The organism is Kordiimonas sp. UBA4487, assembly GCF_002389025.1.
In the GTDB taxonomy this organism is placed as follows: domain Bacteria; phylum Pseudomonadota; class Alphaproteobacteria; order Sphingomonadales; family Kordiimonadaceae; genus Kordiimonas; species Kordiimonas lacus.
In genome coordinates this window covers 360,901-386,789 of record NZ_DGNR01000013.1, presented here as the reverse complement: position 1 = coordinate 386,789, position 25,889 = coordinate 360,901, and the positions used below count along the sequence as shown (strand labels likewise).

General features: G+C 52.7%; 25 protein-coding genes. 11 read left to right on the top strand and 14 right to left on the bottom strand.

Annotated features, from left to right (window positions below):
- Nucleotides 1-247: 247 nt before the first annotated feature.
- A complete protein-coding gene (locus B3Z17_RS13445) occupies nt 248-1,087 on the top strand; it encodes an ABC transporter substrate-binding protein (RefSeq protein ID WP_160328570.1) in 840 nt (279 codons plus the stop codon).
- Nucleotides 1,084-2,811, top strand: coding sequence for a sensor histidine kinase (locus B3Z17_RS13440; RefSeq protein ID WP_286830266.1), 1,728 nt, complete (start codon nt 1,084-1,086; stop codon nt 2,809-2,811). The genes B3Z17_RS13445 and B3Z17_RS13440 overlap by 4 nt, the downstream gene beginning before the upstream one ends.
- On the opposite strand, the gene B3Z17_RS13435 is transcribed toward B3Z17_RS13440, so the two are convergent.
- From B3Z17_RS13435 to B3Z17_RS13420, 4 genes are all read right to left on the bottom strand, one after another.
- On the bottom strand, nt 2,808-3,734 hold the full coding sequence (locus B3Z17_RS13435; RefSeq protein WP_286830264.1) for a sulfotransferase domain-containing protein: 927 nt from the start codon (nt 3,732-3,734) through the stop codon (nt 2,808-2,810). The genes B3Z17_RS13440 and B3Z17_RS13435 overlap by 4 nt on opposite strands.
- Nucleotides 3,735-3,805: 71 nt before the next feature.
- Complete coding sequence (locus B3Z17_RS13430; RefSeq protein ID WP_286830263.1) at nt 3,806-4,165, bottom strand: GFA family protein; 360 nt, start codon at nt 4,163-4,165, stop codon at nt 3,806-3,808.
- Between the two features lie 110 nt (nt 4,166-4,275).
- A complete protein-coding gene (locus B3Z17_RS13425; protein ID WP_286830262.1) occupies nt 4,276-4,893 on the bottom strand; it encodes a glutathione S-transferase family protein in 618 nt (205 codons plus the stop codon).
- Between the two features lie 29 nt (nt 4,894-4,922).
- On the bottom strand, nt 4,923-5,984 hold the full coding sequence (locus B3Z17_RS13420) for an NAD(P)H-dependent flavin oxidoreductase (RefSeq protein ID WP_286830261.1): 1,062 nt from the start codon (nt 5,982-5,984) through the stop codon (nt 4,923-4,925).
- Nucleotides 5,985-6,146: 162 nt separating this feature from the next.
- On the opposite strand from B3Z17_RS13420, the gene B3Z17_RS13415 reads away from it, so the two are divergent.
- The 6 genes from B3Z17_RS13415 to B3Z17_RS13390 all read left to right on the top strand — a co-directional run bounded on the left by B3Z17_RS13415 (nt 6,147) and on the right by B3Z17_RS13390 (nt 9,794).
- Complete coding sequence (locus B3Z17_RS13415; RefSeq protein WP_068301789.1) at nt 6,147-6,500, top strand: winged helix-turn-helix transcriptional regulator; 354 nt, start codon at nt 6,147-6,149, stop codon at nt 6,498-6,500.
- Nucleotides 6,501-6,585: 85 nt separating this feature from the next.
- On the top strand, nt 6,586-7,212 hold the full coding sequence (locus tag B3Z17_RS13410; RefSeq protein WP_286830259.1) for a class I SAM-dependent methyltransferase: 627 nt from the start codon (nt 6,586-6,588) through the stop codon (nt 7,210-7,212).
- Nucleotides 7,213-7,303: 91 nt separating this feature from the next.
- Nucleotides 7,304-7,792 (top strand): YybH family protein, encoded by a 489-nt coding sequence (locus B3Z17_RS13405; RefSeq protein WP_286830258.1) that lies wholly within the window; start codon nt 7,304-7,306, stop codon nt 7,790-7,792.
- 75 nt (nt 7,793-7,867) lie between these two features.
- On the top strand, nt 7,868-8,491 hold the full coding sequence (locus tag B3Z17_RS13400) for a hypothetical protein (RefSeq protein ID WP_286830257.1): 624 nt from the start codon (nt 7,868-7,870) through the stop codon (nt 8,489-8,491).
- Entirely contained in the window at nt 8,481-9,023 is a 543-nt protein-coding gene (locus B3Z17_RS13395; protein ID WP_286830255.1) for a hypothetical protein, read from the top strand. The genes B3Z17_RS13400 and B3Z17_RS13395 overlap by 11 nt, the downstream gene beginning before the upstream one ends.
- Before the next feature lie 66 nt (nt 9,024-9,089).
- A complete protein-coding gene (locus B3Z17_RS13390) occupies nt 9,090-9,794 on the top strand; it encodes a hypothetical protein (protein WP_286830254.1) in 705 nt (234 codons plus the stop codon).
- A 77-nt stretch (nt 9,795-9,871) separates the two neighbouring features.
- Here the strand turns inward: B3Z17_RS13390 and B3Z17_RS13385 are convergent, their stop codons facing one another.
- Nucleotides 9,872-10,498 (bottom strand): hypothetical protein, encoded by a 627-nt coding sequence (locus B3Z17_RS13385; protein ID WP_286830253.1) that lies wholly within the window; start codon nt 10,496-10,498, stop codon nt 9,872-9,874.
- Nucleotides 10,499-11,079: 581 nt separating this feature from the next.
- Between B3Z17_RS13385 and B3Z17_RS13380 the strand changes: the two genes are divergently transcribed.
- Together B3Z17_RS13380 and B3Z17_RS13375 are read left to right on the top strand one after the other, a co-directional pair.
- Complete coding sequence (locus B3Z17_RS13380) at nt 11,080-12,054, top strand: tyrosine-type recombinase/integrase (RefSeq protein ID WP_286830252.1); 975 nt, start codon at nt 11,080-11,082, stop codon at nt 12,052-12,054.
- Between the two features lie 77 nt (nt 12,055-12,131).
- Nucleotides 12,132-12,809, top strand: coding sequence for a hypothetical protein (locus B3Z17_RS13375; protein WP_286830251.1), 678 nt, complete (start codon nt 12,132-12,134; stop codon nt 12,807-12,809).
- Nucleotides 12,810-12,846: 37 nt separating this feature from the next.
- On the opposite strand, the gene B3Z17_RS13370 is transcribed toward B3Z17_RS13375, so the two are convergent.
- The 7 genes from B3Z17_RS13370 to dndB form a co-directional block, all read right to left on the bottom strand.
- Nucleotides 12,847-15,360: a type IV secretory system conjugative DNA transfer family protein gene (locus tag B3Z17_RS13370; protein ID WP_286830250.1), complete on the bottom strand. Its 2,514-nt coding sequence runs from the start codon at nt 15,358-15,360 to the stop codon at nt 12,847-12,849.
- The gene (locus B3Z17_RS13365) at nt 15,360-15,878 is read right to left on the bottom strand and encodes a hypothetical protein (protein WP_286830249.1); all 519 of its coding nucleotides are present in this window, start codon (nt 15,876-15,878) and stop codon (nt 15,360-15,362) included. The genes B3Z17_RS13370 and B3Z17_RS13365 overlap by 1 nt, the downstream gene beginning before the upstream one ends.
- 63 nt (nt 15,879-15,941) lie before the next feature.
- Complete coding sequence (locus tag B3Z17_RS13360; protein WP_286830248.1) at nt 15,942-17,165, bottom strand: type IV secretory system conjugative DNA transfer family protein; 1,224 nt, start codon at nt 17,163-17,165, stop codon at nt 15,942-15,944.
- An 88-nt stretch (nt 17,166-17,253) separates the two neighbouring features.
- Nucleotides 17,254-17,643, bottom strand: a complete 390-nt coding sequence (dndE, locus tag B3Z17_RS13355; RefSeq protein ID WP_286830246.1) for a DNA sulfur modification protein DndE — start codon at nt 17,641-17,643, stop codon at nt 17,254-17,256.
- The gene (dndD, locus tag B3Z17_RS13350) at nt 17,643-19,625 is read right to left on the bottom strand and encodes a DNA sulfur modification protein DndD (protein ID WP_286830245.1); all 1,983 of its coding nucleotides are present in this window, start codon (nt 19,623-19,625) and stop codon (nt 17,643-17,645) included. Before dndD ends, dndE begins: the two co-directional genes overlap by 1 nt.
- Nucleotides 19,622-21,157 (bottom strand): DNA phosphorothioation system sulfurtransferase DndC, encoded by a 1,536-nt coding sequence (dndC, locus tag B3Z17_RS13345; protein ID WP_286830244.1) that lies wholly within the window; start codon nt 21,155-21,157, stop codon nt 19,622-19,624. Before dndC ends, dndD begins: the two co-directional genes overlap by 4 nt.
- Entirely contained in the window at nt 21,154-22,245 is a 1,092-nt protein-coding gene (dndB, locus tag B3Z17_RS13340; protein ID WP_286830243.1) for a DNA sulfur modification protein DndB, read from the bottom strand. The genes dndC and dndB overlap by 4 nt, the downstream gene beginning before the upstream one ends.
- A 118-nt stretch (nt 22,246-22,363) precedes the next feature.
- Here dndB and dndA point away from each other — a divergent pair, with 118 nt between their 5' ends.
- The gene (gene dndA, locus B3Z17_RS13335) at nt 22,364-23,494 is read left to right on the top strand and encodes a cysteine desulfurase DndA (RefSeq protein WP_286830242.1); all 1,131 of its coding nucleotides are present in this window, start codon (nt 22,364-22,366) and stop codon (nt 23,492-23,494) included.
- On the opposite strand, the gene B3Z17_RS13330 is transcribed toward dndA, so the two are convergent.
- Nucleotides 23,453-23,935: a hypothetical protein gene (locus tag B3Z17_RS13330; RefSeq protein ID WP_286830240.1), complete on the bottom strand. Its 483-nt coding sequence runs from the start codon at nt 23,933-23,935 to the stop codon at nt 23,453-23,455. The genes dndA and B3Z17_RS13330 overlap by 42 nt on opposite strands.
- On the bottom strand, nt 23,932-25,647 hold the full coding sequence (locus tag B3Z17_RS13325; RefSeq protein WP_286830239.1) for an ATP-binding protein: 1,716 nt from the start codon (nt 25,645-25,647) through the stop codon (nt 23,932-23,934). The genes B3Z17_RS13330 and B3Z17_RS13325 overlap by 4 nt, the downstream gene beginning before the upstream one ends.
- Between the last annotated feature and the right edge of the window lie 242 nt (nt 25,648-25,889).

The following is a 25,889-nucleotide window of genomic DNA, read 5'->3' as shown; positions in this document are numbered from 1 at the left end:
CCGACATCATCCTTAACCGGCTACTAACCTATTGCCTGATATGCTTATGCATGGTGGGCAAGGCCTGAAAGGGCAAGCTGACCCTTTTGTCGGGAAAGGGACAAACCGATCGCATATGACGGCGGACGACTGCTATAAAAACAGGCGCTCTCGCGCAAGCAGGTGGAGAAGGAGTTTCCACGGCCTCTGGGGCCTGTTGGCCTGCCTCCTCCCGGTCGCACCCACTTGGGCTGCGGAAGTCTATATTGTGGATACCGTCAAGCGCGACCAAAGCATCACGCTTGCAGAAGCTCTCAACCAGCATTGCGCTCTTTGCCGCCCTGTCAAATACATGGACATGAGAGGCAGCGTCCGCATTGGCAGACAGATTTCCTACGAACTGGCAAAACTGAAAGAGGACGGAGCCCTGGATCTGGTGATCACGCTTGGCAAACCCGCCACCCGCATGATCGCCCGCGAGCTGAAAGATGTCCCCATCTTCTACAGCCTTGGCACGCCGGATATAAAAACAGACAAGTATGAAGATAGTGTCGTCAACCTTGTTATTCCGCCTTCGCCCAAACTGAAGCTTCAGGCGCTGAAGGCACTGGCACCCAATATCCAGAAAGTTGGTTTCCTGGCAACCAAACAGAGCCTGGATGAAATCCGGGACCCGACAGTCGAGGCAGCGCGAGACCTCGGCCTACAGATCAAATTCTATTATGTCCAGCGACCCTATGATGTGCCTGAGGGCCTGCGAACGGCAATCCAGGAAATGGATGCTCTCATCTTCATTCAGGACCGGGTGGCCATCAATGGCGACACCGTCGAATATATCCTGCAGCTGACACTTGAGAACCAGATACCCACCCTGGTAGACAGCGATAGACTGGTGGAGCGCGGCATGTTGGCCGCCCTGACAGTGGACCCAGCCCGGCTGGGCGAAAAGCTTGGCCGTGCCATTGAGCAATTTCTTCAGACCGGTGTTGCACCGGATCTGTCTGACGACCCCACCCTGTTCCAGTTGCTCGTCAATCAAGACACGCGCAGTCAGACCCCGAGAGCCACCGGCGATGCCCCTGCAGGTATCAAGATGGTGCTGCGATGAAGAGGCGGGACCAGACATGGGCGCCAGGGCGCTGGCTTGCAGACAACCTCAGCCTGACACAAAGGGCCATCGGGTTCCTCGTGCTTCTGGTTCTGTCTGTCGGCGGGCTGTTGGCTGCCGCATTTGTGGTGACTTCATCGCGGGTGTTCACGGACGACCTCGAACAGCGCGGCCAAGCCACGGCAACGGGGATCGCCAAAAACGTAAAACTGGGTGTTCTGGTACGCGACAGGCTGTTGCTCGAACAAACCCTAAGGCCCTATTTGCAGGACCCGGACGTCAGTTACATCAGCATCCTTGACCCATCGGGCCAGGTGATCGCTTCTCTGCCGGAGACGGTCAAGGAACAGGAAATTGACGCCATTGTCGCCAGCACTGTGCAGCAGGCACGGGGGTCTGTTGTGCTGCAGCACGCAGAAAATAGCGCAGAGGCCACGGACATTCTTGGCGCCGGCATGCATATCGGCGCCCCGATCTGGCGCGACCTGCTGGCCAATGACAGCGACGACCTGTTCGACGAAGACCTGATGGTTGACGCCGAGCCAACGGAAACAGCCGGTACGACGCAGCAGGAACTCATAGGGGTTGTACATCTGGGGGTAACCACCGAACGGGTGCACGGCAGCATCAACGACCTGATCAAGCAGGCCAGCTTATATGCCGGCGTGCTGGCGCTGCTGGGTCTTGTGGTCGCCGCCTGGCTGTTGAAGCGCTGGCTGAAGCCGCTGCAGATGGTCACCAGCCTTGCCCGGCGCGCCCGCTTTGGCGGCCTGCAGAAAGAGCTGGATGACGAAATCACCCGAGCGCTTCTCAAAAACAGTGAACGCAACAGCCATGACGAGCTCCGCATCCTCCAGAGCGCCTTCGCAGATATGATCCATGAGCTTCGCCTGCACTATAAACTGCAGGAAGAACAGAAAGAGCGGCTGGAACAAATGGTGGTGGAACGCACCATGGAACTGACCCACGCGAAAGAGGAAGCCGAAGCCGCCAGCATTGCCAAATCACGCTTCCTTGCATCCATGAGCCACGAGCTGCGGACGCCCCTGAACGCGGTAATCGGCTTTTCCGAGATGCTGCAGAGGGATATGACGGTTACGCCCGAACAGACCAAAGAATATCTGGGGTACATTTGCGACAGCGGCAAACATCTGCTGGACATCATCAATGACATCCTCGACCTGTCGAAGCTGGAAGCGGGCCGGTTCGAACTGCAATTCAATGATGCCTATCTGGACAAGATCGTGCAGGAAGCCGTTTCCTTCAGCCAGCCGCTGATGGACCGCAAGAACCAGAAGCTGCAGATCAATGTGCCGCCACTGGAGATCACAACCGACCCCCGCATCCTCAAGCAAGTGATTATCAATCTGGTATCAAATGCGGTGAAATTCACACCTGCAGAAGGCAGTATTTCCATCGAGGCCACTGAGTTGGGTGATCAGTTTGAACTGAAGGTTGCTGACACCGGCATCGGCATGAGTGATCAGGAAATCGAGCTGGCGATGCAGCCGTTTGCCCAGGTGAGCGAGCAGATGTATGTCCAGACGGAAGGCGAAGGAACGGGCCTTGGCCTGCCGCTGGTGGAACATTTCATGTTGTTGATGAAAGGCGGCATGCGGATCGAATCCGAGAAAGGCAAGGGCACAACTGTCACCCTGACTGTCCCGATCCATCCGGTGCAGCCGGACGTACATCACCCGGAGGAAGACTTCGATTATATCTAGACCGGCCCGCCGTGCTCCAGCCATCTGGCACAATCCGGCGCCAGCGCTTTCGCGACCACGGCGTCATATTGCCCTAGCTCCTCATCCGTCAGCACACCGCGCCACCGGCCGTTGGTGCCTTTGTTCATGAAGGTACTGCCGCCACCGCGCCAGATATCGTCGGCTTCTGGCATGATGTTCTGGAACCCCTTTTTCATAGCGCCAAAGGATATCCTTTCCAGGATGCCAGGCAGCATGGCTTCATCAATCTCGATATCCAGATAGGCAGCCAGGCGGCGGATCGCCCCTTCCGGGTCGGCCAACAGGTCGGCGAAATGAACAAAATGAATGTTGGGCAGGTCGCGGTGGTCCCACCAGCTTTGCACATGATGCAGGTGCGACCAGTAAGGGAAACCGCTTTCCTCCCAGTCGAACCAACTGCTGCCGACCCAGTCACGCCACATGGCATGGATGTCTGCATATTCTGCGGGCCATTCCCTGCCATGGGCAGCTGCGGTCGCGCGCGCCATGGCATTCAGGTCGTCATTGTAATTGCTATGGTGATTCCACATGGACATGAACACATCGCGCCCGTCCCGGCCAACATAGATATATTTCATCGTGTCATAGAAGGGGATGCCGTCAAGCGGCAGGTGAGTCTTGATAAACCGTCGCCCTTCCTGGGCTTCAAGCCCGGCGGCCACTTCATCAAGCGGCGGCAGGGCCATATCAAGCCACGGCGCCATCACGCTGACGGGCGCAGGGAAGTTGCCGTCCTGATACAGGAGGTTGGCAACGATGGTCTGCATCCAGGTAGTGCCGGCCTTATAGGACGTGGTGATGACGATATCGCCTGGCCGGTGATTGTAGACCGACCATCTTTCGCTATCGATGATGGGGTGTTTGTCGTAAACGCGCGTCTTCTGGGGGCCGTTGCCTGCCATACTTTGTCTCTCCCGCGACCCCATCGCGAAAGGGAAATGTGCGCCTCAAACCGCCCCAAGTAAAGAAAAGATCAATCCAGATACCGCCAGGTGTCGGCGCCGTCGAAGTGCCGCACCGGAATGTTGGCCACATCGGCAGGCTCCGCCAGGCGCATGTTAACAGCCATCCGCGTACCGTCTGCCTTATCAAGCGTCAGCCAATGGGTCGTGCAGCCGCATGTCTTGCAGCTGTGGAATGCCAGCGTCTTGTCGCCCCAGACATAACTGAGGGTGGCGCCCTCAGCGTGCGTCAGGTCAATCTCGCTCTCATCCGCATGGGCCCAGATGGTGCCCAGTTTGCGGCAGGCAGAACAATTGCACTCGGTGATCCATTCAAGCGGCTTGCGCACTTCAAAATGAACCGCGCCACAGTGGCAGCTTCCCTTGATCATCTATCTCTCCCCCTTCGGTTGCTGGATCGCAGTATGCACCAAACCAACGGAACAAAACAAGAACCATGATAAAGCAGCCGGGACACCCAATGGGCGCCCCGGTGGCAGGCTTATGCAGCGGCTTTGTAGGTCACGCCCTCAGCGGCCAGCGCTTCCTGGAAGGCCGGACGTTTGGTGACGTCAGCGATCACACGCTGGACATTCTTGCCAAGCGGAATGTCGACCGGGAAGAACTGGCCCCAGTTGGCGTAAACCGTCAGCATGATGTCGGCAATTGTCAGCGCGTCGCCTGCCACATAAGCACTGGTCTCCAGCGTCTGGTCCAGAATGGCCCACAATTTGGCGACCCGGGCAGCGGCCAATTCAAGAGCCTGGGTTTTCACTGGGCCGTCCTCCAGGTTGAAGGCCAGGAAAAACAGCTTGCTGTAGGCCGGGTGTACACTGGCGTTGGCGAACAGCATGGCTTCGCGCGCGTTGGTGCCCGCGGCTCCAACCGGCAGTAGGTCGGTCGGGAAGGCTTCCGCGATCGCGAGCGCGATGGCCGCGCCTTCCCGGACATAATGATCGCCGTCCTTGAGGACAGGCACAGTGCCTGTGGGGTTGATCGCGGCGTAATCGGCCTCAGGCACATCGGCCTTGTTGATCAACTGAAACGGTGCGCCCACCTCGCGCAGCATGGTGTGGAAAGCCAGTGAACAGGCGCCCGGGGAAAAATAAAGGTCATACATTGTCAGTCTCCATGGTTTGGTTTTGAAATTCAGGAAAATTGAGGGTCAAGCTCAGCCAGCAGCGCGGTCATCAGCGCCTCGACCGACCGGTGTTTAAGGAGCGGCGAGCCCTGCCCGGCATAGAGCGACGCGAGATCATGCTGCCCGACCTTCGCGGCTGTGTTTTTCATGACGCCGGTGAACCAGGCCTGCAGCGGGAACGGCAGCGGCGCGGGCGCGCTTTCCGTGAAGCGGTTGCGCTTCACCCGCGCCAGCCGCCCGGTGAACACGCGGCTAAGGACCGTGTCGTCGGACGCATTGTCGAACAGCCAGTCCCTGTGGGCGTCGGTGGCGTTCGATTCTGCGCATGCCAGGAAGGCCGTGCCCAGCTGCACGGCGTCCGCCCCCAGCGCAAAAGCGGCCTTGATACCGCGCGCGTCGCCAATGCCGCCGGCGGCCACAACGGGCACAGAGACCGCGTCCCGCACCTGCGGCACCAGTGGCAGCGTGCCCACCAGACTTTCTTCCGCCGCCTTCAGGAAGGACGGGCGGTGCCCGCCCGCTTCCAGCCCGGTGGCCAGGATGATATCCACACCGGCAGCCTCAAGTGCTTTGGCCTCGGCCACCGTGGTTGCGGCGCCCATTGTCTTGATGCCGGCGGTGCGGCAGCGCGCCAGCACATCCACTGAGGGGATACCGAACACAAAGCTGAACACGTCAGGGCGCGCCTCGATCAGGGCCTCGACCTGTTCCTCATAGTTTTCAATGTGATCTTCGGGCGGCGGCGGCGCGCTGATGCCCAGTTCTTCATAGAAGGGCGAAAAGGCCTCTAAAGCGCGGGCATATTGATCGTCGGTCAGGCCATGACCGCCCTCATCCACCACCGACACCCAGAGGTTCAGCGCGAAGGGCTTGTCCGTCTTTTCCCGGATTTCAGTGGCCACCGACCGGATCTGGTCGCCCGTCAGATTATGCGCGCCAAAGGAGCCTAGCCCCCCGGCGTTCGACACCGCCGCCACCAGGTTGGTGCTGGAAAAGCCGCCCCCGAAAGGACCCTGAATGACCGGATACCGGATGTTGAGCGCCTCGGTTGCGCGCCTACTGTGCCACATGATTTCGTCCTCCGTTGAGCGTTTGGATGCACGTTCTTTACGAAATCAAATAACTACTGCATAGTTAGTTTCAATAGGTAACCATGACTTTGAGGTTACCATCTGGTAAGTAGGGAACCAATTGGTAACCCACTGTAATATTTATGTAATTGAAAGAAGCCCATGCTCACACGCCGCAAAAGCAAGGTCGAATCCACGCCCCCCATGTGCCCCTTGAGCGAGTGCCTCGCCATCATCGGCGGGCAGTGGACGCCCAATATCATCTGGCATCTGTCGGCCGGGCCGCGCCGCTTCAGCGAACTCAAGGACGATGTGGTGGGCGTGTCTGCGAAGATGCTGACCACCCGGCTGAAGAAGCTGGAGGCCGAAGGCATCGTGCACCGGGAAGTGGTGCCCAGCTCACCCCCCACCGTGGAATATTCGCTGACGGACCTGGGGGCGGAACTGAAGCCTGCGATTGAAGCCATCGTCGATGTGGGCCACCGCCTGAAACTGCGGCGCGATGCAAAATCCTGAGGTCACCCTTTAACACCGCTGTCCCCATTCCCACATACACTGTGCAATCGGCTTATGGCCACGACAGCAACGATGGGGGAACATCATGCAGCAAGACGCAAAATTCTGGAACCGCATGGCCAAGGGCTATGCGAAATCAAAAATCTCGGACATGCCGTCCTACGAGCGCAAGCTTGAGGTCACGCGCGGCTATTTCACACCCGACATGGAAGTACTTGAAATCGGCTGCGGCACGGGCACCACGGCGCTCAGGCACGCCCCGCATGTGAAGCATATCCGCGCCACCGACATCTCTCAGGAAATGATCGCCATCGCGCAGGCAAAAGCCGACGCAGAAGGCATCAGGAATGTCAGCTTCGAGGTGTCTGCCATCGATGACCTCAAGGTCGAGGACGCCAGCCTCGATATGGTGATGGCCCATTCCATCCTGCATCTGGTGCCAAACCGGCGCGAGGTAATCAAACAGGTTTACCGCATGCTCAAGCCCGGCGGTCTGTTTGTCACCAGTACCGTGTGCCTGAAGGACGGCATGGGCTGGCTGAAGCCCATCCTGCCGCTGATGCGGCTGGTGGGCTATGCGCCGCGGGTGGTTGCCTTCATCACCGCCAATCAGCTGGAAGCCGATTTCACCGACGCCGGCTTCGATGTGGCCTACAAGTGGCGCCCGGGGCCCAAGAAGGCCATTTTCATGGTGCTCAGGAAACCGGAATAGGCCCCTGAGGCCCCTCAACCGACGTGCAATAGACAACTCCCCGGCCCTCAAGGTAGACTGCCACCAGACATTGGGCTGGGGAGGACACAGCATGACCCGTTATCACCTGACATCCGTTATATTGGCGGCGGCCATCGGCCTGGGCACGCCCGCATTGCAGGCGGCCGACCTGCTGTCCGGCTATGAAGCCACCGCGCTTGAGCAAGAAGTAGCAGCCGTTGAGGCCGCCTTCGCCAAAACCATGGCCGACCGCGATTTTGACGCCTTCGCCAGCTTCCTGGATGAGGAAACCGTCTTCTGGGGCCCCAATGTGCCGGACCGCGGGCGTGATGCCGTGATGATGCGCTGGCGCCCCTATTATGACGGCGAGGCCGCGCCCTTTTCCTGGGCGCCCGAGACCGTGCTGGTGCTCAATAGCGGCACGCTCGCCCATTCAACCGGCCCGGTGAAAGCGCCGGACGGCACGGTGGTGGCATACTATCATTCCACCTGGCGCAAGAACGCCGACGGCGACTGGAAAATCATCTTCGACAAGGGCCAGCGCTACTGCCCGCCGACAGTGGCCGCGCCGCAGGACTGACGCCAGATAGCAAAGCAACCGACAATATGCTACGATGCAACCCAGATTTGATCTTTCATCTGGGGGAGGCATGGGATGGACCACAGGCTGTTACATGGGTTCGTTGGCGTCGCGCTGGCGTGCATCGCGGGGGCGGCGTCGGACGTCAGGGCGGCCGACAAGCGCTGTGAATGCAACTTCAAGGACCAGTCCTGGCAGGGCTACGGCACAGCGGCAGCCTGCAGCGTCTGGATGTACAAGGACAAGACCGTCTGCGAAGTCGAATTTGGCGGCTTCAGCGCCGACCGGCAGATGCTGGCTGACCTTCTGGAGCTGGACTGGAAAGCCTATGAAAACCGTCGGTTCGAAATTTTCAGCTATTACTACCACCAGTTCACAAACCGGAACCGCAAAGGCCTCAGCGACCCTAATTTCCTGCAGGCAGCCATTCCGGTGTTCATGCGCGGCGCCTATCTGCGAAAGCACGAACACAGCCTGTCCGCCGGGTCGTTGAAGGCACTTGATGGCGCCATCGCCGCCTTCTTTGAAGAACATGCCCACCGCGTCAGCGACGTGTTCCTGGGCCTGGCCCCCGCCTTCGAGGCCAGCGTTTCCGATGCCGGCTTCACGGTTGACCCCGGGGTGGTGACCGTAACATTTGAAGGCACCAGCATCACCACCATCTTTATCCCGTGGGAGCTTGAAGACCATGCTTCCTGATTGCGCGCTGTGCGTGGCCCACGAACAGGGCTTCTGGGTGCTGGTGGCCTCTATTCTGGTGCCGCTGGCGGCGGCGGTGTTCGGGCTGCTGGTGCTGACCGGCGTCGTGGTGCTGATGCGCGACCGGGCCGACATGACACTGCAAAGCGGTATCAACCTGTATTTCATCAAGATCAAGGAACTGAAGCTGTCGCAGGTGAAGCTGAACCCGCTCATAGGCCTGCTGATCATCGGCGCCACCTGGCACTTTAGCGGCCAATGGTACAGTGTCCTGCTCGACAACACGCGGCACATCGCGTTCGACATCAGCAGCGCGCCTGTTAGCCTCGCGAGGGTGAAGGAGAAGCAGCAGAGTGAAGGCCGCACCCTGCTGGACATCAGCGACGCCCCAAAGGACCTGATGATCAAGGGTGATTTTGGCGGCCGCTGCCTGGCAGTGGTGGCGCTGAATATCTGCCAGAAATATTCAAGCGATCTGGTGTGCGACTGGAACTACACCAGCCCGCGTGTCACCATCCGCGCCCGCGACTGACACCCGCATTAGACAGCCGCGCCAAATGCGGCTAGGCTTCACGCGGGGGCTGAGGGGAGCAACGCCATGATCCTTCGGCGGTTTATGAAACATGTGACAGACCAGAACTGGGTGGCCGTGGGGCTGGACGTTCTGGTGGTGATTACCGGTATTTTCATCGGCCTGCAGGTGACAGATTGGAACCAGGCGCGCAAGGACGCCGCTGAAGGCCGCTATTTCCTTGAATTCCTGGCCAGCCAGCTTGAGGCCGAAACCCAGGACCGCGCCAAGGAGATGGCAGAATCGCGCGAGGTCGCCGCTCTGACGACCACGGCAACGGGCCTGCTGTATAAGGAAAGCTGGACCGACGAAGACCTGGCCACTTTCCAGCGAACCCATGTGGCCGTTTACCGCTTTTGGGGCGTGCGCCACCGGCCCGCGGCCCTGCGCCGCCTGATCGAAGGCGGCAAGCTGGACCTGATCACGTCAAAGGACATGCAGGCCGCGATCCTGAAATATGAAAGCGCCTATATGGAAGCCATCCAGCAGACGAACACGTCCTACGCCTATTCCAAGGACATCACGCTGGACCTCAGCAACCATCTTCGCTACCGCTTCCGCGAGGTGGTTTCCACCAGGGAAGAGCTGGCGGGCAACCATGCCCTGCAGTCCGCCTTCCGCAACAAGATGGTGATGCAGCGCATCCAGGCCGACGTGCTGCAGGACATACAAGCCGCCAGCGATGAGCTGTTGAAGACCGTCAAAGACTATCTGGAAAAGACTGAAGCCTGAGAAATGGTGCCCCCAGCCGGAAACATAGCCCCTTACAAAACAATGACTTACTATGCCCTCGGTGCAAATTCGGCGCACTATTTCCAGCCGCTTTGAATTTTCAACCTCCCCCTGAGGTCTGGATATTGCTCAGAGGGCTTCTCTACTGTGACTTCAATGGTGTAATTCTCCCACCATGACCATTCCAGTTTGCCGTAGCCTCCTATCGCAAACACATGATGGTCACGAGCCAACTTGCTATCTTCGCGACACTGCATTGCATACCAGTAGGTGGGATGTAAGTTTCTAAATTCTATAACTTCATCGCGACTCAAACCGCATAAGCTTCTGTTGGCTATCAGTGGGCCGCTCACTTCAAAGAACAATTCCCCATTTCCGTCTCTTATCTTTACGCTTACTTCTGCGTCCAGATTTCCTTTATCGAAGTCACTTGGGTTTTCCATGAACAAGGCAACGCTGGGATTACTGTTCGTCTGCAACCCCGCGGCTTTATAGGTGTATGTTCCCGGCTCCGACAAACTAATGTCCGAAAATGTTAGGTTGTAGTTTTGAAAAACCCATCCGTCGTATGTGACTTCATAGTCACCATCGCCTCGATACATAAATTCCCAGTACCAAGGGAAATAGGTATAAACACTGATCCAGCAAAACACGATGAATAACAACGATAGCAATAGCCGTTTGAATAGTTGTTTAGGCTTCATAGGCGCAGGTTTTGATCCATCGAGGAGTAGAGGCTAAGTGTATGCTTGTATAGCAAAGTTGGGCAAAATTGAAAGGCGGCGGCCCAAATAAGCCGTTCTAGCCTTGGTGCACTATGCGGTATGTGGCGCACTCGGATGAACTTTCCACAATTTTCTGGGATAGTATTCTTATAATTCAGATAATTAGAAAATATCGAACCTACACCCAATTCCGCATTCAGTGTATTTTTTCAATAAAATCAACAAACTAGATGAAATGGCGCCCCCGGTCGGAATGACGTTGCGCTGGCTATGCTATGCTCACGTCTACTTCGCTCATTCCATTCGCTGCGTGAACGAACACGGTTATGCCTCAAGGAAGGCACAAAACAAAAAGGCGACCAAATGGTCGCCGTTTGTTTGGTGCCCCCGGTCTGAGGTTGGGGGTTCTTCCCAGATAGCGAAAAATGTCACTAAGTCGTTTAGTTTCAGAAACTTAGCTGTCCACTACAAAAATCGAGAGTTAGAGATTCTTCTATATCCCACCGCGTTAGTTGGTGCCAGTGCGCCGCCAATTACGCCAAAGGTGATAGGAGAAACTCATGGCAACATATAGGAAACGCGGGGACACATGGCGCGTAGAGATCCGCAAACAAGGCCACTATCTGTCCGCAAGTTTTAGCACAAAAGCCCGTGCGGTGGAATGGGCGACACTCAAAGAAGCTGAGATCATGGAAGGCAAGCTTACCAAGATTGCCGGTGACATTCTCGTCGGCGATGCATTCCGTCGTTATGCCGAAGAGGTGTCACCCACAAAGCGCGGGATGCGCTGGGAGGTCATCCGCCTTACATCCCTCCAGAAAGATGAGTTAGCCAAAGTACCTATGAAATTCCTGAACACACAGCATATGGCCACTTTCCGGGACAAACGACTAAGAGAGGTCTCGCCAGGCACGGTTAACCGTGAACTGAACCTGATGTCTGCGGTTTTCACCAAGGCGCGTAAAGAATGGCTGTGGCTGCTCAAGAACCCTATTCACGACCTAGACCGCCCCAGACAGCCTCGGCCTCGTGATCGCTTGATCACGCAGGGCGAGATCGACCGCGTTGTACTCGCACTTGGATATACTGATCATCAACCCATTCGGACAAAGAGTGAATTGGTGGGGTTATTCTTCCTTCTCGCCATTGAGAGCGGCATGCGGCTGGGCGAAATGTGCGGCATGGAGAGTTCATCCATATTTCTGGAGCAGAAATATGTGCAACTGAGTAGAACCAAGAATGGGGATGATAGGCAAGTGCCCCTCTCGCCTCGCGCCATAGAACTGTGCAAACAATTCCTCGGCACTGACCTTCGGGTAGAATCCCGTGTCGCCTCAACACTGTTTCGCAAGGCAATAGCAAAGACAGGCATTGAGAACCTCCGTTTTCACGATACCCGCCATGAAGCAATTACGCGGCTCTCCCGCAAACTGGACGTATTGGCCTTGGCCCGCGTTGTGGGACACAGAGATATCAAAAGCCTGATGATCTATTACAATGAAAGCGCGACGTCATTGGCTGCGAAGCTCGAGTGACGTATAACCCATCAAGGGATGGTTGAAATAGTTAGTATTTTTCAATCATAGTTTGCTTACTTAAGCAGGGGTTTTTAATGACTGAAGAGCACCACTCATATGAAGACATTGTCTTTGGAAAGACTATTGGCGAAAATGAACAAACCGAACCCGTTGATACCAGCCGTAAGGGTAGAGCTTTAAATAGAGCGTGGGCTACAAGGGGCTTTGAAATAGAGCTTTACTGGAAGAGGGCTCTGTATTTTTGGGGTTTCATTGCTCTTGCGGCTGCGGGGTATGTAAAAGGACACGATACTCGATATAGCTTGATAATCGCAGGCATTGGCCTTGTATTCTCTTTGGCTTGGTTTCTTGTAAACAAGGGAAGCAAATTTTGGCAGGAAAATTGGGAAGCTCACATTGATTGCCTGGAGGATGACCTTGAGGGTCAGTTGTATAAGACTGTGATGAAAAACAGGATTAGTTTCTGGAACCCTATGTCAAGCTATCCATTCTCTGTTTCAGGAATCAATCAGGCTATTAGCTTCTTCATTGTCCTCATTTGGTGTGGGATACTCTTCAAAGAGTTGTTCACACAGACTGTTGTGGGCTTAATGTCTCAAGTTTGGTCACCAGTAATTATTTTGATTGGATTGGCCGTTGTGATTGCTCTGCTATTGTATTTTGGCAGAACAGGATTCATGCGAAAAAAGCCCTCAATTTTCAAAAAAATCTACAACTGCAAGTATGAATATCACAACAGGGAAATCAACTGACAGCCTATCGTGCCTGATTTCTTTTTGTCGGCTTAGGTCACTGTCGGATTAGGTCTCGCAGGCGCTCTGTACGATAGCTACGATCACTTGTGTTTTCTGTCGCTACGATAACTAAGTGGGTATCAAACCCGGCTACATTGGGCGATCCATTTGGACACGGTGAGTATCTTTGCATCCATGCACTTGCATCGCAGCTCGTGCCAAACAAGACACATGCCCATTTGTCTGGTGGTAACTTATTGCGAATATACTGGCGCAATTGATCAAGGTGATCCCCATCCGCCGCAATCATCCATACGCTGCCAAATCCTGCCTCCAGGGCTTTTTCGATATTGGATAGTTCATATTCCTGCCGATTGGTGACCGACACCTCCACTGCAATCCGTAGGCCGTGCCCAAACAATGCCACATCAACGCGTTTGTCATTTGGAAGCACATACTCGACACTTGCCGCAAAGCCGTGTTTCTTGGCCTTGGCTGCGATTTCCTCCTGAATGGCACGATGGCCCACCTGCATGGGGTCTTGGCTGCTGACGGCGCTTTCTGGCGCGGCTGTAGCTGCTTGTGGTTCCCAGTTCGGTTCGGGCTGGGGTGCCTCGGGCACATAACACACATGCTCACAGTTCCGGGCCACTAGCTCTACATACTCTGCATCTGTCATAACCGCGCAGTTTTCGAGGTGACCGAACTCAACATTCACCTTCAGCGCATGGGGCGTCTGGTTTCGCACTGAAAGCGCAAATTCTGTGCGCTCCCCGCGTTTCTGCATTGAGAGCAACATAGCCCCTGTTGTGCGCATATCTGAAGCAAGTGACCGGGCATCCTTATCACTGATCCCGCCCGCAAACTTGATCGTCGTATTGCCAGCAAGTACGGCGTTCAGGCGTGGGGATAGCTGCGCCAAGTTCTGATGGGCTAGCGTCAGCCCAAAATTAAACTTCCGGCCCTGCACTAGCATCGTCTCAATGGTTTCATCGAAATAATCTTGGGCTTCGTCCACATAAAGGAAGGTGGGCATGCGTTCGTCTGCATCGAGTGTCGCCCGCTCCATAATGGCATGTTCAATGAGAGACAGAACAAATCGCCCGAAGATGGCGGCCCCATCGGCTTTCAGAAGGTCTTTGGCAGTGTTCACCAAGATGATCGAGCCGTCATTCAGTGCATCAAAGAAGTTGATCTTCGACTTCGGGGCAGAGAAGAGCCGGTCGAAGGTGGGGATGGATAGCACAGTGTAGAGCCGCTGCTTGATCTGTTGCCGGGTAGCATTGAAACCCTTCTTCGAGAATTCCTGCTCAAAGAAGCGCTTCGCAGTCGGGTCCAGCTTCTTGATGTATTCCTGAAACGGTTGCACATCGTCCATCAGCTCGATCATAGTGTGAATGGTAGCCTTCGGGATCGTGAGCATTAGCCGAGCAATGTAGCGGAACACAGCGCCTTGCCGTGCGGTCAATTCAGCGCCCAAGAGTGCTCCAAAGAAACGACCGTAGATGTCCACCAACGAGTTGAAAGCCAGTTCTCGCTGACGCGGTGTGTATTCGTCCAGCCTGTCCAGCCCAGCGTCAAACAGGTTCAGTGCTGGCGGGTGTTCGATGTCAGTGGGGTCGATGATGATAAGATGTTCCGCGAGCGAGCCGGTGAATATATTCAGACGGGATAGCTTGCGTATCAGATCACCTTGGTTATCCACCACAACAATGGATAGCTCGTCCTCTTCAGCCTGCTTTAGGTCGTGGTGGATCAGATACTGTAGAAGCTGCGTCTTGCCGTGCCCAGTGCCACCGAGGATGTGGGTGTGCTCGAAGCGGGTTTCCTGAGGAATAGATATGGTCAGAGGCTGGTCAAGAATGCGGCGCAGCGGAGTGCCGACCAGATAGGTATCACAGAGTGCTGTGGGGTCTTTGATGTTACATTTTTCTGGCCACCTCATGCTGCGCCCTGAAGAATTGCCAGAGGCGAGGATTAGGTTTTGGCTGAAGGTGCCCTGTAAGCAGGTAAACAGATCCCGTCTTCGGCCTATGTCTCCCCAAAAGGCAAGCATCATGTCCTCAATGACAGTGTTTGCGTTCGCAAGGCTGTCCAGCAGATTGGTGGTAAAAGTAATGCCATCCTCGGAGTTGGACGGCATGGCCGAATAGGCGGCGTGAAGACACTGACTGAGCGCATTCTTGAAGCAAGTGCAAGCTCCATCAAAATCTGTCATAAGGTCGCGCTGCCGCTTCAGCTCCGCCCGAAGATCGAAATGCTCTGCGATGGTATGAGTATCTGTGCAGTCAAAGTCGGGGAGCAGGAACAGACCTTCATAGTTGAAAAGGTCAAGAATGAGTAAGGTGAGAGAAATGACCTGCTCTGGTTCTGCGGGACGTCCCAGTCTTTCCGTGATGTCTGTGGCCATGTGCGTGGCAAGATCGGTTCGCCCCTGAGGGTCGGCAAGACCATTCTTCTCAAAGAGCCTTTCGGCCTTTCTATAGAGCCGCCAGGTCTCTCGCTCTTCCGACGGTTGGAAGAGGCCGTTTACGAAAGCATGGAACCGTGCACCCGCATGTAATGGCATCAGATACCCTTAATGATGATCTGCTTCGCCTCGTCTTTGGGCAGCGCTTCAATTGGGAAGCGCGTTTCACCGTCCCAATGCTTTGCACTTTCCATGACTTGCCGAAGGAAGGCGCAAAGCGTTTCAAGCCAGGCTTCCTTACGCGCGAGTTCAATGACGCTGTCGCAGGCAAAATATCGACCATGCATTAGGTCGCGGACGTAGATGGTTTCGCGATTTTGGTGGTAATAATAATATCCATACACACACCCGGCTATTGCCGCGAGCAGTGGGGCAACCGTGAATGACTGGGTTATGACAAGGAAAACCAAGCAACCGAGCAGGAATGCTCCAAAGCCTCTGGCCTTGGCTGCATTCAAAAGCTCGGGCTGGGAGACATAGATCAGGACGGCGTCATCAAATCGGTATCGGCTTGTGATTTCCTGCTCTTCTTCATCAAACTCGACTTTGCCCCATAGTTTGAACGCCACACGCCCTGCCGAACTCGCCGTCTGCGAGCGCTTGAACAGCAATTCCATAAATTCCCCCTAATGCTGACCTTGCCTATAAGGCGCAAAGATAGCGCATAAATAGTATTTGTTCTACTTTGCAGTATAATGCCTGGGCATGTTGCGCATGCTCTTTGAGGTGGGAGAGGGAGGTAACGTCGTTGCACTGAAGGGGCGTGACGGAGCCCCGTCGATCATCAGCTTTAGATAAATCTCATGGTTGGGAAGTCCGATCAGATCTTCCTGACCGATATCTGGATAGAATTCACGCGCCATATAGGGGGCGTCTTTCGCGCCAACACGAAATGAGATCAACGTTCCCACATTACCCAGCACAGCCAGCCGGATATTCTCTGGTATCTGGTGCAGGTGCTGATGGGCGAGGATCAAGCCGACCTTGGTCTTTCTAAGCTCTGACACGGCACCTGCAAAACTCTCGGTAGCAAAGTTCTGGAACTCATCGGCATAGAGAAAAAAGGGAACACGCTCATGCTCCGGCTGGTCGGCCCGGCTGAAGGCCGCAAGCGTCAGCATGGTGACCAAAAGCCCACCAAGCAGGGAAGAGGCATCATCGCCAATCCGTCCCTTAGCGAGATTGACGATCAGGATTTTGCGTTCGTCCATAACTCGGCGAAAGGAAAGGGGCTTTTCTGGCGTAGTCAGCACCCGATACAGCATCGGGTCTGCCAAAAAAGCTCCTACCTTGTTAAGCACAGGGCCGAGCGAACTGGCGCGATTGAAACCACCCACCTCAAAGTCATGTTCCCAGAACCGCTTCACCTGCGGATTAACGATATGGGAAATGACGTCCTGCCGAGATTGATCATCTGTAAGCAATCGAGGAATATCCGCCAGCGTCGCTTGTGGTATATCCAAAAGCGCCAATAGGGCATTGCGCAGGATGTGTTCCATGTTCACGCCCCAACTGTTACCGGTCCATTGTTTCTTGAAAACTTCTAGGACACCCGATGCTACGAGAGGCCTAACATCTGGCGATACGTGCCGCACGGGATTACAGCCATAGGGCTGATGTGGGTTGGTGGTGTTGAAATAGATGAGATCGTCCGAGCGAAATAGCGGGATATTTGCGGCGATGCATTCTGCTAGGTCACCATGTGGGTCGAGTAAAACCAGCCCTCGACCTGCGCGTATATCCTGCAAGATCAGGTTCTCTAGTAGTGTGGTTTTACCCGTCCCTGTTTTCCCGATGACATACATATGCGACAGGCGGTCGGTCTGCCTGATGCCAAAGCGCTTCTGTTGGTTACGAAAGTTTGTCTGGGCAAGGTAAGAACATTTTTGCGCATGAAATGACATGAATGCCATTCTTGCACGTGTCTAATTTGATAGTAGGCATCATGCAGAACGCCTCAACCCCACCGGCCGCTTTAGAGAACGTGGACTTCTATTCGCTCAATGTCGCCAGGGCCTGATCCACCATGCCTGTGAGACTACGGGCCTCTTTGTCCCCAAACAAATATCCTATGCCGCGACGCAGGTGCAGCCTGAACTGTTGCGACAATGTTTCCTCATCCAAATTCTTACCGTCGCGGATGCAGCGCTCTTTGAGCGCCGCAAAATAGATATCTTTATATTGCCCGCCAAAAGTCGACCAATCCATTTCAACATTGCTGTCTGATGGCAAATTTTGATCTGGTGGAATACTGTCTTCACGTAAGGAAAGGCAAAAAGCCCACCTACATAAGATGTTCCAGTTTTCGATGCCAGTAGTGCGCTTGATTGTAATAAGCTGGTCTTTCTCTTTTTGAGAAAGCCTAATGTGATTCAGAGACATTACGCCGCCCCCTTATGTAATTCGTAACCTTCCCCAACATTTGTTGAACCAGTATCAGCATCAAAATCCAAATTGTAGGTGCGGCCAATATATGGCTTAAGAAGGTCGTAACAGTCACCTGTGATTTCTTCATCTGTAGACAACAAGATCACTTGGTGGCTAGCGAACGGGAAATACCGCTCAACAAGCAATCGACGGTGTATGGAATCAAGTCGACCTAAGGGCGTGTCAATTGCCATCGGGAGAGGTCGCCCAGATGCGCGAGCAAGCCCCCATAGCAACGCAATAGACAACAACTGACGTTCGCCTGCTGAAAGACGGTCAGTAGGAAGCAGTTCTCCTGATGGACGATATAGAGACAGCTCAAATGTCGACGGGGCGATGCTGATTTTGTCTATGAGGTTCGCTTTCCGAAGCAGTTGTTGAAAACTGTCTAGAACAAGTGTCTCAATTCGATGAATATGGCGGGCTACCACAATTTCCCTAAACGACTTTATCGTACCTCTAACCTTTGTGCTGTGATGCAAAATTCGACGAACCTTCTCGTCTTCAACAAACTTGTATCCTTCTTCTTCAACAAGCTTATCCAGTCGTCGGGTCCAATCAGCCAACTGGTGTTCCAAAGATACCTTTAGAATTTCCTGATCCGCAATTTGGTTCGCTAATTCGTCTTCTTTTTGTTTGAGATCTTCGATTTCATCCAACAGAACTTTTAACTCTGCCTCGGAGGGTATGTTTTCATATTCTGTTTTCCAGAACGCAAGCTCGCCCTCTGCTTCACGAAAGACCTCCATCCCTGCCCCTGCCAACACATGTTGTTGGGGCAAGGTCTGCTTTAACAAAAGCTGAAGTTCATCTCGTGCTTCGTCGGAAATGTTTAGTAACGCTTCTGATGAAGCTGATTTTTCTCGTTCGGCGATATCAGCCTTCAGAAACTCTTGTATCGTCCGTAAAGATGCCGCAGGAAGATCCGCAATTGCTGAGAAGAGATGCTGGTCTCTATCCCGCAACATTTCTACAAATCTCGCTGATAGCTGGGCTTCACTCTCAGCCTCGGCTCGTGAAGCTGCGCCCTCCAATACATCTTGGATAAGAAGGAAAGGCAAGGCCCCAGAAACTAACTTCTTCAGTGCCTTCCGATGCTCGTTGAGATGCTCTTTACATTTGGCAAGTTCATCAGATATTCGGTCCCTGTTATCAAACAGTTCACCACCGGAGCGCTTATATTGAAGGATTTTGTCGTCTAGTTTACCCTCTACATAGCCATGATCACGCACCAACTGCCCCAGCATATCCTTTATTGGAACGAGCTGTTTTCGGAGATCAGCCTGGGCCTCCTCAATCTTCTCTTTCTCCTTCAAAAACGCGGAACCTGCCACTTCGGACCGCTTTCGTCGTTCCAAAACAATCAAGTCTCTTGAGAGCTGATCAACGATATCCAAGCCAAGCAACCCTTCAATCGCAGTTCCGATAACCTCAGCTGAGGTACTCTTGTCCGCATATCTTTCCACTTTCTCGCCATCGAACAAAAATAGATGCGCAATATTTGGCGGAAAGATGCCAGCTACTTCAGCCATCCAGTTTTCGGAAAGTGCCTTATCTGTCTCTCCGTTACGCTTGATCGTGAGATATTCCTGTACACTTGCCCCAGAGGCAGCCCAGTTTCGCTGAACATCATAAGAGACTTCTTCGCCATCGATCACATGACGGAATTGAAGTGATATAGCTGCCTCTTTCTTTGTTGCAGAACGGTTTATGCAACGTCGAAGATATTCCTGATAGCTAGCCTTCCCGCGATTGGACGTTTTTGCCTGCGCCCCATACAAACAAAGCTGAAGAGCATCCAACAATGTAGTCTTCCCGCCACCATTCAAGCCACCAAAAAGGATAACCGGCTTCTCGGAAGAATGCGGCGTTAATACGATCTCCTGGAGCCCTGCATAAATTCCAAAATTGTGAAGGATAATTTTATCAATAATCATTTGATGGCTGCCTCTTCACCTTCTGGGCTCTCTTCAGTCCCAAGATCTTCCAGGTTCATGCTTGCCTGAAAGTCTTTTCTTCTTACAGCCCAGTCTATGGCGTCGTTGGAGTCCTCGTAGAAATTGCGCTCAAAAGCTTTTTCGATGGATTTTGTTATCCCTCCACGCCGCAATGCTGTTCTATACCGCTTCTCAACCGCCAAGAGTTCTCGGGCCAGTTCAAAGTGAAGGCCGTCCTCTCCACAGATATCCCGCAACACATCCAACTCTTCACGCCCGAAGACAAAATTGTCATCAAGTGGTCGACCTGGATACGGAGTGCCCGTTGCCGCTTCATAAATACGGGGAAGGTTGTCCTCCAGCTCGTGTTTTTCAATCACCCAAACTCTACGAATTTCTTCGAGTTCGGCTAGGGTAATGAGTTCAAGATCGGCTACACTATCAGGCCCCAACTCTCGAGCAGCTTGCTGAGCCTCTATAAGTTGCTTCAGCCATTTTTCCCTAACATGTTGCAAATACGGTCCCGGAATATGCTTAAACTCGCCATCTTTGTTTTGGTAGAGTTGCACGTTTCCGTTCATGCGCCGAAAGTCCCTCAGATCATGATCGGTCGGCTTGCCGTCTGCTCCTCGAAAATCAATCTCGTTCCGAAGATCAAGCAACGGCTCCATCCATTCCTTTTCTTGATCGTTCAGGATCATGGCTTCCATCGATTTGTCTTTTTCTACAAGCGTACAGACCCAACAGCCAAACCGACTATCGCCACAGCTTGGGGTATTGGTATCAACCACCAAGGGACATTCACCGTCGGCTGTTGCGCCTTGGTACATGGTGAGAAGATCTTTATTGTTATACCCCCACGGGTTCTTAACCTGCATGAGGAAGAGCCAAACGTCGTCATTTGTCCATTCTTCAATGGGCGAGAATATAAATGAGTTCGCCAGCCCTGCATTGGGGCTAAGGCGGCCCCGTGTCCGCTCTTTCTCATGCCGTTTCATATTGCTGGCCCGCAAAGAACTCTCAGCCTTTCGGGTGCCTAGCACAAGGATGGCCTCGCCGCTTTTCTGAACCACCGAGCTAATGAAGTCATGAGAAGGAGAAATCTTCATTCGCTCAGTACACCAGCGAAACTTCGGACGTGGTGCAGGATAGCCCTTACCCAACAGGTTCACCCAAAAAGTATTTTCTACTTTTGGTGTCAACCTGTGCGCAATGAAGGGAAGCTCACCTTCTTCGGAAGCTTTATTAATGTTATCCAGAGAATGTGACACCCAAGACGCGACCACCGGATTCTCTACAAGAGTATCGGTACTAATTACGTGCACAGTTTTATGTCGCTTGGATGCGGGCAGGTCGGCAAGAGACAACCAAACAAGCTGCAAAACGGCTGTAGAATCTTTGCCGCCGCTATAGCCAACAACCCAAGGAATTTCATCCGAGCAATACAGGTCCTGTATCTCAGTTTTCAGGTGATCGATGGTTTCGTTAACTCCAAACTCATCGAAAGCAGACCATCTTTTCCCTGCCATCATTCCCCTTTCTTCGCGTGAGCTTCTTCAAGCCGCAACTCTTCTGGCGAAAGCTCCAACCCGATATGTTTTTTTATAGCACTACCTGTCAAAATGACGTTCTGCAGCGACTTAGAGACGCGCCCGGCCACCATGGCACGCCCTTCCCATAGGGAGGTGTTCGCACGGCGCCAATTGATACCGCTCATTTTCTTGATCTTTGCGTTCCGCTCTTTCTTCGCAAATGTTAGCAGATCGCCACCAACTCTTCCCAAAGCCTGCAGCACGACACCGTGCGAATGCAGAAAATCTTGTCGCACTTCGCCAGCTGTAATACGCCCTTCTTTAACCGCTGACCATTCTGGAATTACAGCAGCAACAGCCTCCCAATATTCTCTGGCTACCGCCGCTGCCTCGTTGGCGCTCTCGAACATCTGGTCCTGCAGCAGTTCGCGGGTTGCGTGATAAATTGCGCTGAGAGTGAATAGCCTTCGAGACCGAGCAGAAAGCGATGTTTTTTCCAACTCCACGACATCCCGAAAGATTTCTGAAGTTGCAACAATCGTTCGAGCCACGCTCGCCATGTCATCCCTATGATCGTACAAAACACCAAGTGATGATGACGGGCGGATAGCATATCGATTGAGGTCAGCAAACATTTGCTGGCTCTTTTTAAGCCCAACATCCAAGAAAAAGACGACCGCGATAGACTCGTCTCCAAGCTCTGGCTGGTCACGAAGAGCCAACTCGATAGCGGCCCGCCGGTGCTGGCCATCATTGATGACGAAACGAGCAGACATCGGGATACGAAGCTGCCCGACACGGCGCCCGTCACCAAATGCTTCAAGTGGTTCGAATTCGATTTCTGCATCAATGGATGCTGTAAGCGCCGAAAATATATAATCTTTACGATTATCAACCATATATCGCGCCATCTCCGGCACGCGCGACTTGTTGAGTTGGCGTTGTGCGCGGAACTCAGGTTGCAGTTCTTCATCGTCAAACAAAAACAGTCTTGGAATCAGGCGCAACGGACACATTGAGACATAATATTCACGTCCGGCCTGAATGCCTCTGATTGCAGGAAAAACATATTCGAATTCGCTGGACACCCTATACCCCTTGACCTACCACCATGCTTGGCGCTAATGACCATTTATAAGTATGTTTGTCAACTTTTAACAAACAATTTTAGATGTCACAAACTCATATTTAGCAGCAGATCTCGCCATGACGATTTACCTAGATTGCAACGCCACGACCCCTCTTGAACCGCGCGTACAGGAAACCATTACTCGCTGGTTTTGTGAAGAAGTAGGCAATTCCGGAAGTCGCACTCATGAATTTGGCCTAAGAGCAAAACATACTGTCGATACAGCACGGCAACAGGTTGCCAGTGTGGTATCAGCCAAACCGGATGAAGTTATCTTCACCTCAGGAGCAACAGAGGCAAATAATATAGCTATTCTGGGGCTGGCTGCGCATGGTGAAGCAACAGGCAAGAAACATATTGTCTCAACAGCCATTGAACACAAAGCCATTTTGGAGCCGTTGGAGCATCTCGCGGAACGTGGCTTTGAGATCACCTTAATCAAGCCAAATGAAAATTGTTTGATCGATCCTGTAGAGGTTAAAGCCGCCGTTCGCTCCGACACACTTTTAGTGTCCGTAATGCATGTCAACAACGAGACTGGCGTACGTCAACCATTGGCCGAGATCTGCGACCTCTTGAGACATGAAGATGTCTATATACACACGGATGCAGCGCAGGGCTTCGGTAAAGTCATTGACGATCTGACAGACCCTAGAATTGACTTAATTAGTGTTACATCCCACAAAATATATGGCCCTATAGGAGTCGGGAGTTTAATCGCTAGACGGCGTAAGTATAAAAGAGTCCCCCTAACGCCGCTAACGTATGGAGGCGGGCAAGAGAGAGGTCTGAGGCCCGGCACTTTACCAGTTCCACTTATTGTGGGTTTTGGTCTGGCATCCGAGATCTGCGCCCAGGAGTTCAATTCACGAAATCGAGTTAATGCACAAATCCGTCGCGCGTTCATCGACAGCCTGAATGGCATCCCGTATGTGGTGAATGGAGATGAAGATTGCACTTTACCACACGTCTTGAACATCTCTATCTCGAATACGGATTCTGAAGCAGTCATGTTGGCGCTAAAAGGCATAGCTGCGATATCCAATGGCTCAGCCTGCACATCAAATGAATATTCACCAAGCCATGTACTACAGGCAATGGGAGCGGATACTGAGGGAGCCGTTAGAATCTCATGGTGTCATTTAACACCCCCAAGCGATTGGCTGTCAGTGGGCAAAAAGATCAAGGTGTTGACTGGCGGCAAGTGACTTTAGCCTCTCTGCAAATGAATGGCATACATCCTCTGCAACTTCTTGTGCCCTCACCCATCCCGGGAATCTCACAGGACAGGATTTCCTGACATTTGATATCACTCTCAACGACACCGGCAAAATTGATGGCCTTGCCATCAATACACATTGCGCGCTGTATTCCACTGCTTGCCTGGCTGATTTTGCCTGTGGTTTCGGCAAAGTCTCCACAAAACTAGAAATGTCAAAACTCAGGAAGATCGGGCGACCCAAGTAACAAACATCATCATCGCCTTTTGCCCTTATACGCTGCCGCAGGGTACCGTTAGAGGCCAAGTGCGCGGCCCATCGAATGACAGGATTAGTGCCCGTTTCTCCGACATACAAAAAATCCTTGGCCACCACAAAATAGATCAGGTGCGTTGAAGTATCAGCCCAAACGGCCCCGACATAACTCATTCGTCAAAGATGCCCTGGTTATGCATTGCCCACGAGTTAAGCTGCACCGTCAGTTGCTGAAAAAATGTAGCAAATACCTTCTCGATGATCTCATCTTCAACACTCGTAAGTCCCTTAAAGGTGTTATTGTAAGCTACTGCTTGCGACCATATAAGCCCCTCAATTGCTTGGCGCTCCGGAGCACCTGGCGCCATTCTTGATAGTACATTGAGGTAGTACATGTGATTTTTATTAATCCTCACATAGGTACCGTTTTTATCATCAAAGTGGTTCTTCCATGCATCTAGGCCATGTACTTTATCGGAGTATCTTATCTTTCTAAAAATTGCCGGTTTTTCCGGCACTTCTTCTTCAGAATCTTTCTCACTGCCTGGAGCATCTTGCTGTCCCTGCTCTTTGTCAGCGCTGTCCTCTTCCTTCTTTTCAGCTGCAGAGGACTTCTCACCCAGCTTCTTGGTACGCTTTATCGTCTCTTCGTGGCTATCATCTGGAGATTCCAGCGCATCTTCCTCTTCAAGAGTTTCGTTATTTGCTTCAAATGTTTCGCCTTCTTCTCCTTTAGCTTCCCGTTTCATCCGCCTGCATAGATCAAATGCTGTAAGCGCTTTTGCAATTGGTATTCTAATCAAGGTCTCAAGCGTTTCTTCTATGTCTTCAGGAACCTCAATACGTTGCTTAGAAACATCAACGTGCAACAGGTCATCATGATCCGTGCTGACGTTCAACCTTAGCCTTAGACCAAAGCATGACTTTTCGTGTAGTCCAGAAAATTTATCCCCCCAGCGAATTAGCCGCTCATTCCGAAAAATAAAGAAGCCTGCGTTAGCTCGCCCCACTTTGTAGGATTTGATTTGGTCCTGTTCTTCCTTTGAGAAACCCGGATAACTTGCCATGTTTGCCATAGGAAAGATGGTACCTTGTAGTCTCATCGGTGTTGCATCTGGGTTTCCAGGGTGTTCGATGAGTTGGTCAATAACACGAACTGGCAACTTTCCAGAGTATTCATCCTCATCCAACTCTTCCTCGGCTATATCCCAGAACAAAATATCTTTGGGGGGCACTGCCTCAAGGTCTCCATTTACGGACATCGAGATGGTAACCGAGCAACTATTGTCAGTCATATAACCATGATAAACAGACCCAATCTTGTCCATAAGGTCGCTTCTCACCTTATTGTATGAAGGAAAGGGGGAATTGAGTTGTGTAATCCGGATAACCGTTCCAGACTCAAAGGTATCCAAAACCTTTTTGTCTTCTTCAGAAGGTTCTAAGCAATAGCTGGCAAGTATCCCCTCATCCCGTATGAAGTCTCGATCTAAGCAATGCAGGCTGGAATATTTTCCATTCCTTTTGCTCAGCACTTCAATTTTCCGCCCTAAGGAAAAACCTGCGGACTTCAGTCCAAGACCATACTTAGAAAGACTATTCGGGGCATATTCAACCTCAGACCCAAAGTCTAACGCCTTATCAATATCTTCGTCTGTCATGCCTAGACCATCATCAATAATCGCTATTGATGAAAGACCATTTTTACTACCCTTCGTGGCGGCCTCTCGCAAAGAAAACGCCAGCGTAACGATTGTAGCTTTTGCTGCCACAGAGTTGTCGACAATATCCATTATTGCGGAGTGGACACTATACCCAATCTTTGAAATAGCTTCACAAATTCTATCCGGATTAAAGTGCCTGCCGCGAGGCGTGATGTTGTCCATTTCGATTTCCCCAAAATTGAGTTTGCCAATGACCCTATGAATAGGCATCTGATAGGTCAACAGTTGATTATTAGTACGCTAGAGTTGAGAGCCCGTAGCAACCAAATTGTCTAATTGTAGAAATCCGCAACCTAAGAAGGCCAACATCTCAACAAACATTGCCCGTACAAGTAAGGCTCCGCCTTGGTGGATCATGGGCTCTGTTAATACCCTTCCAGACTGCTGTTGAAACAGTGAGACGA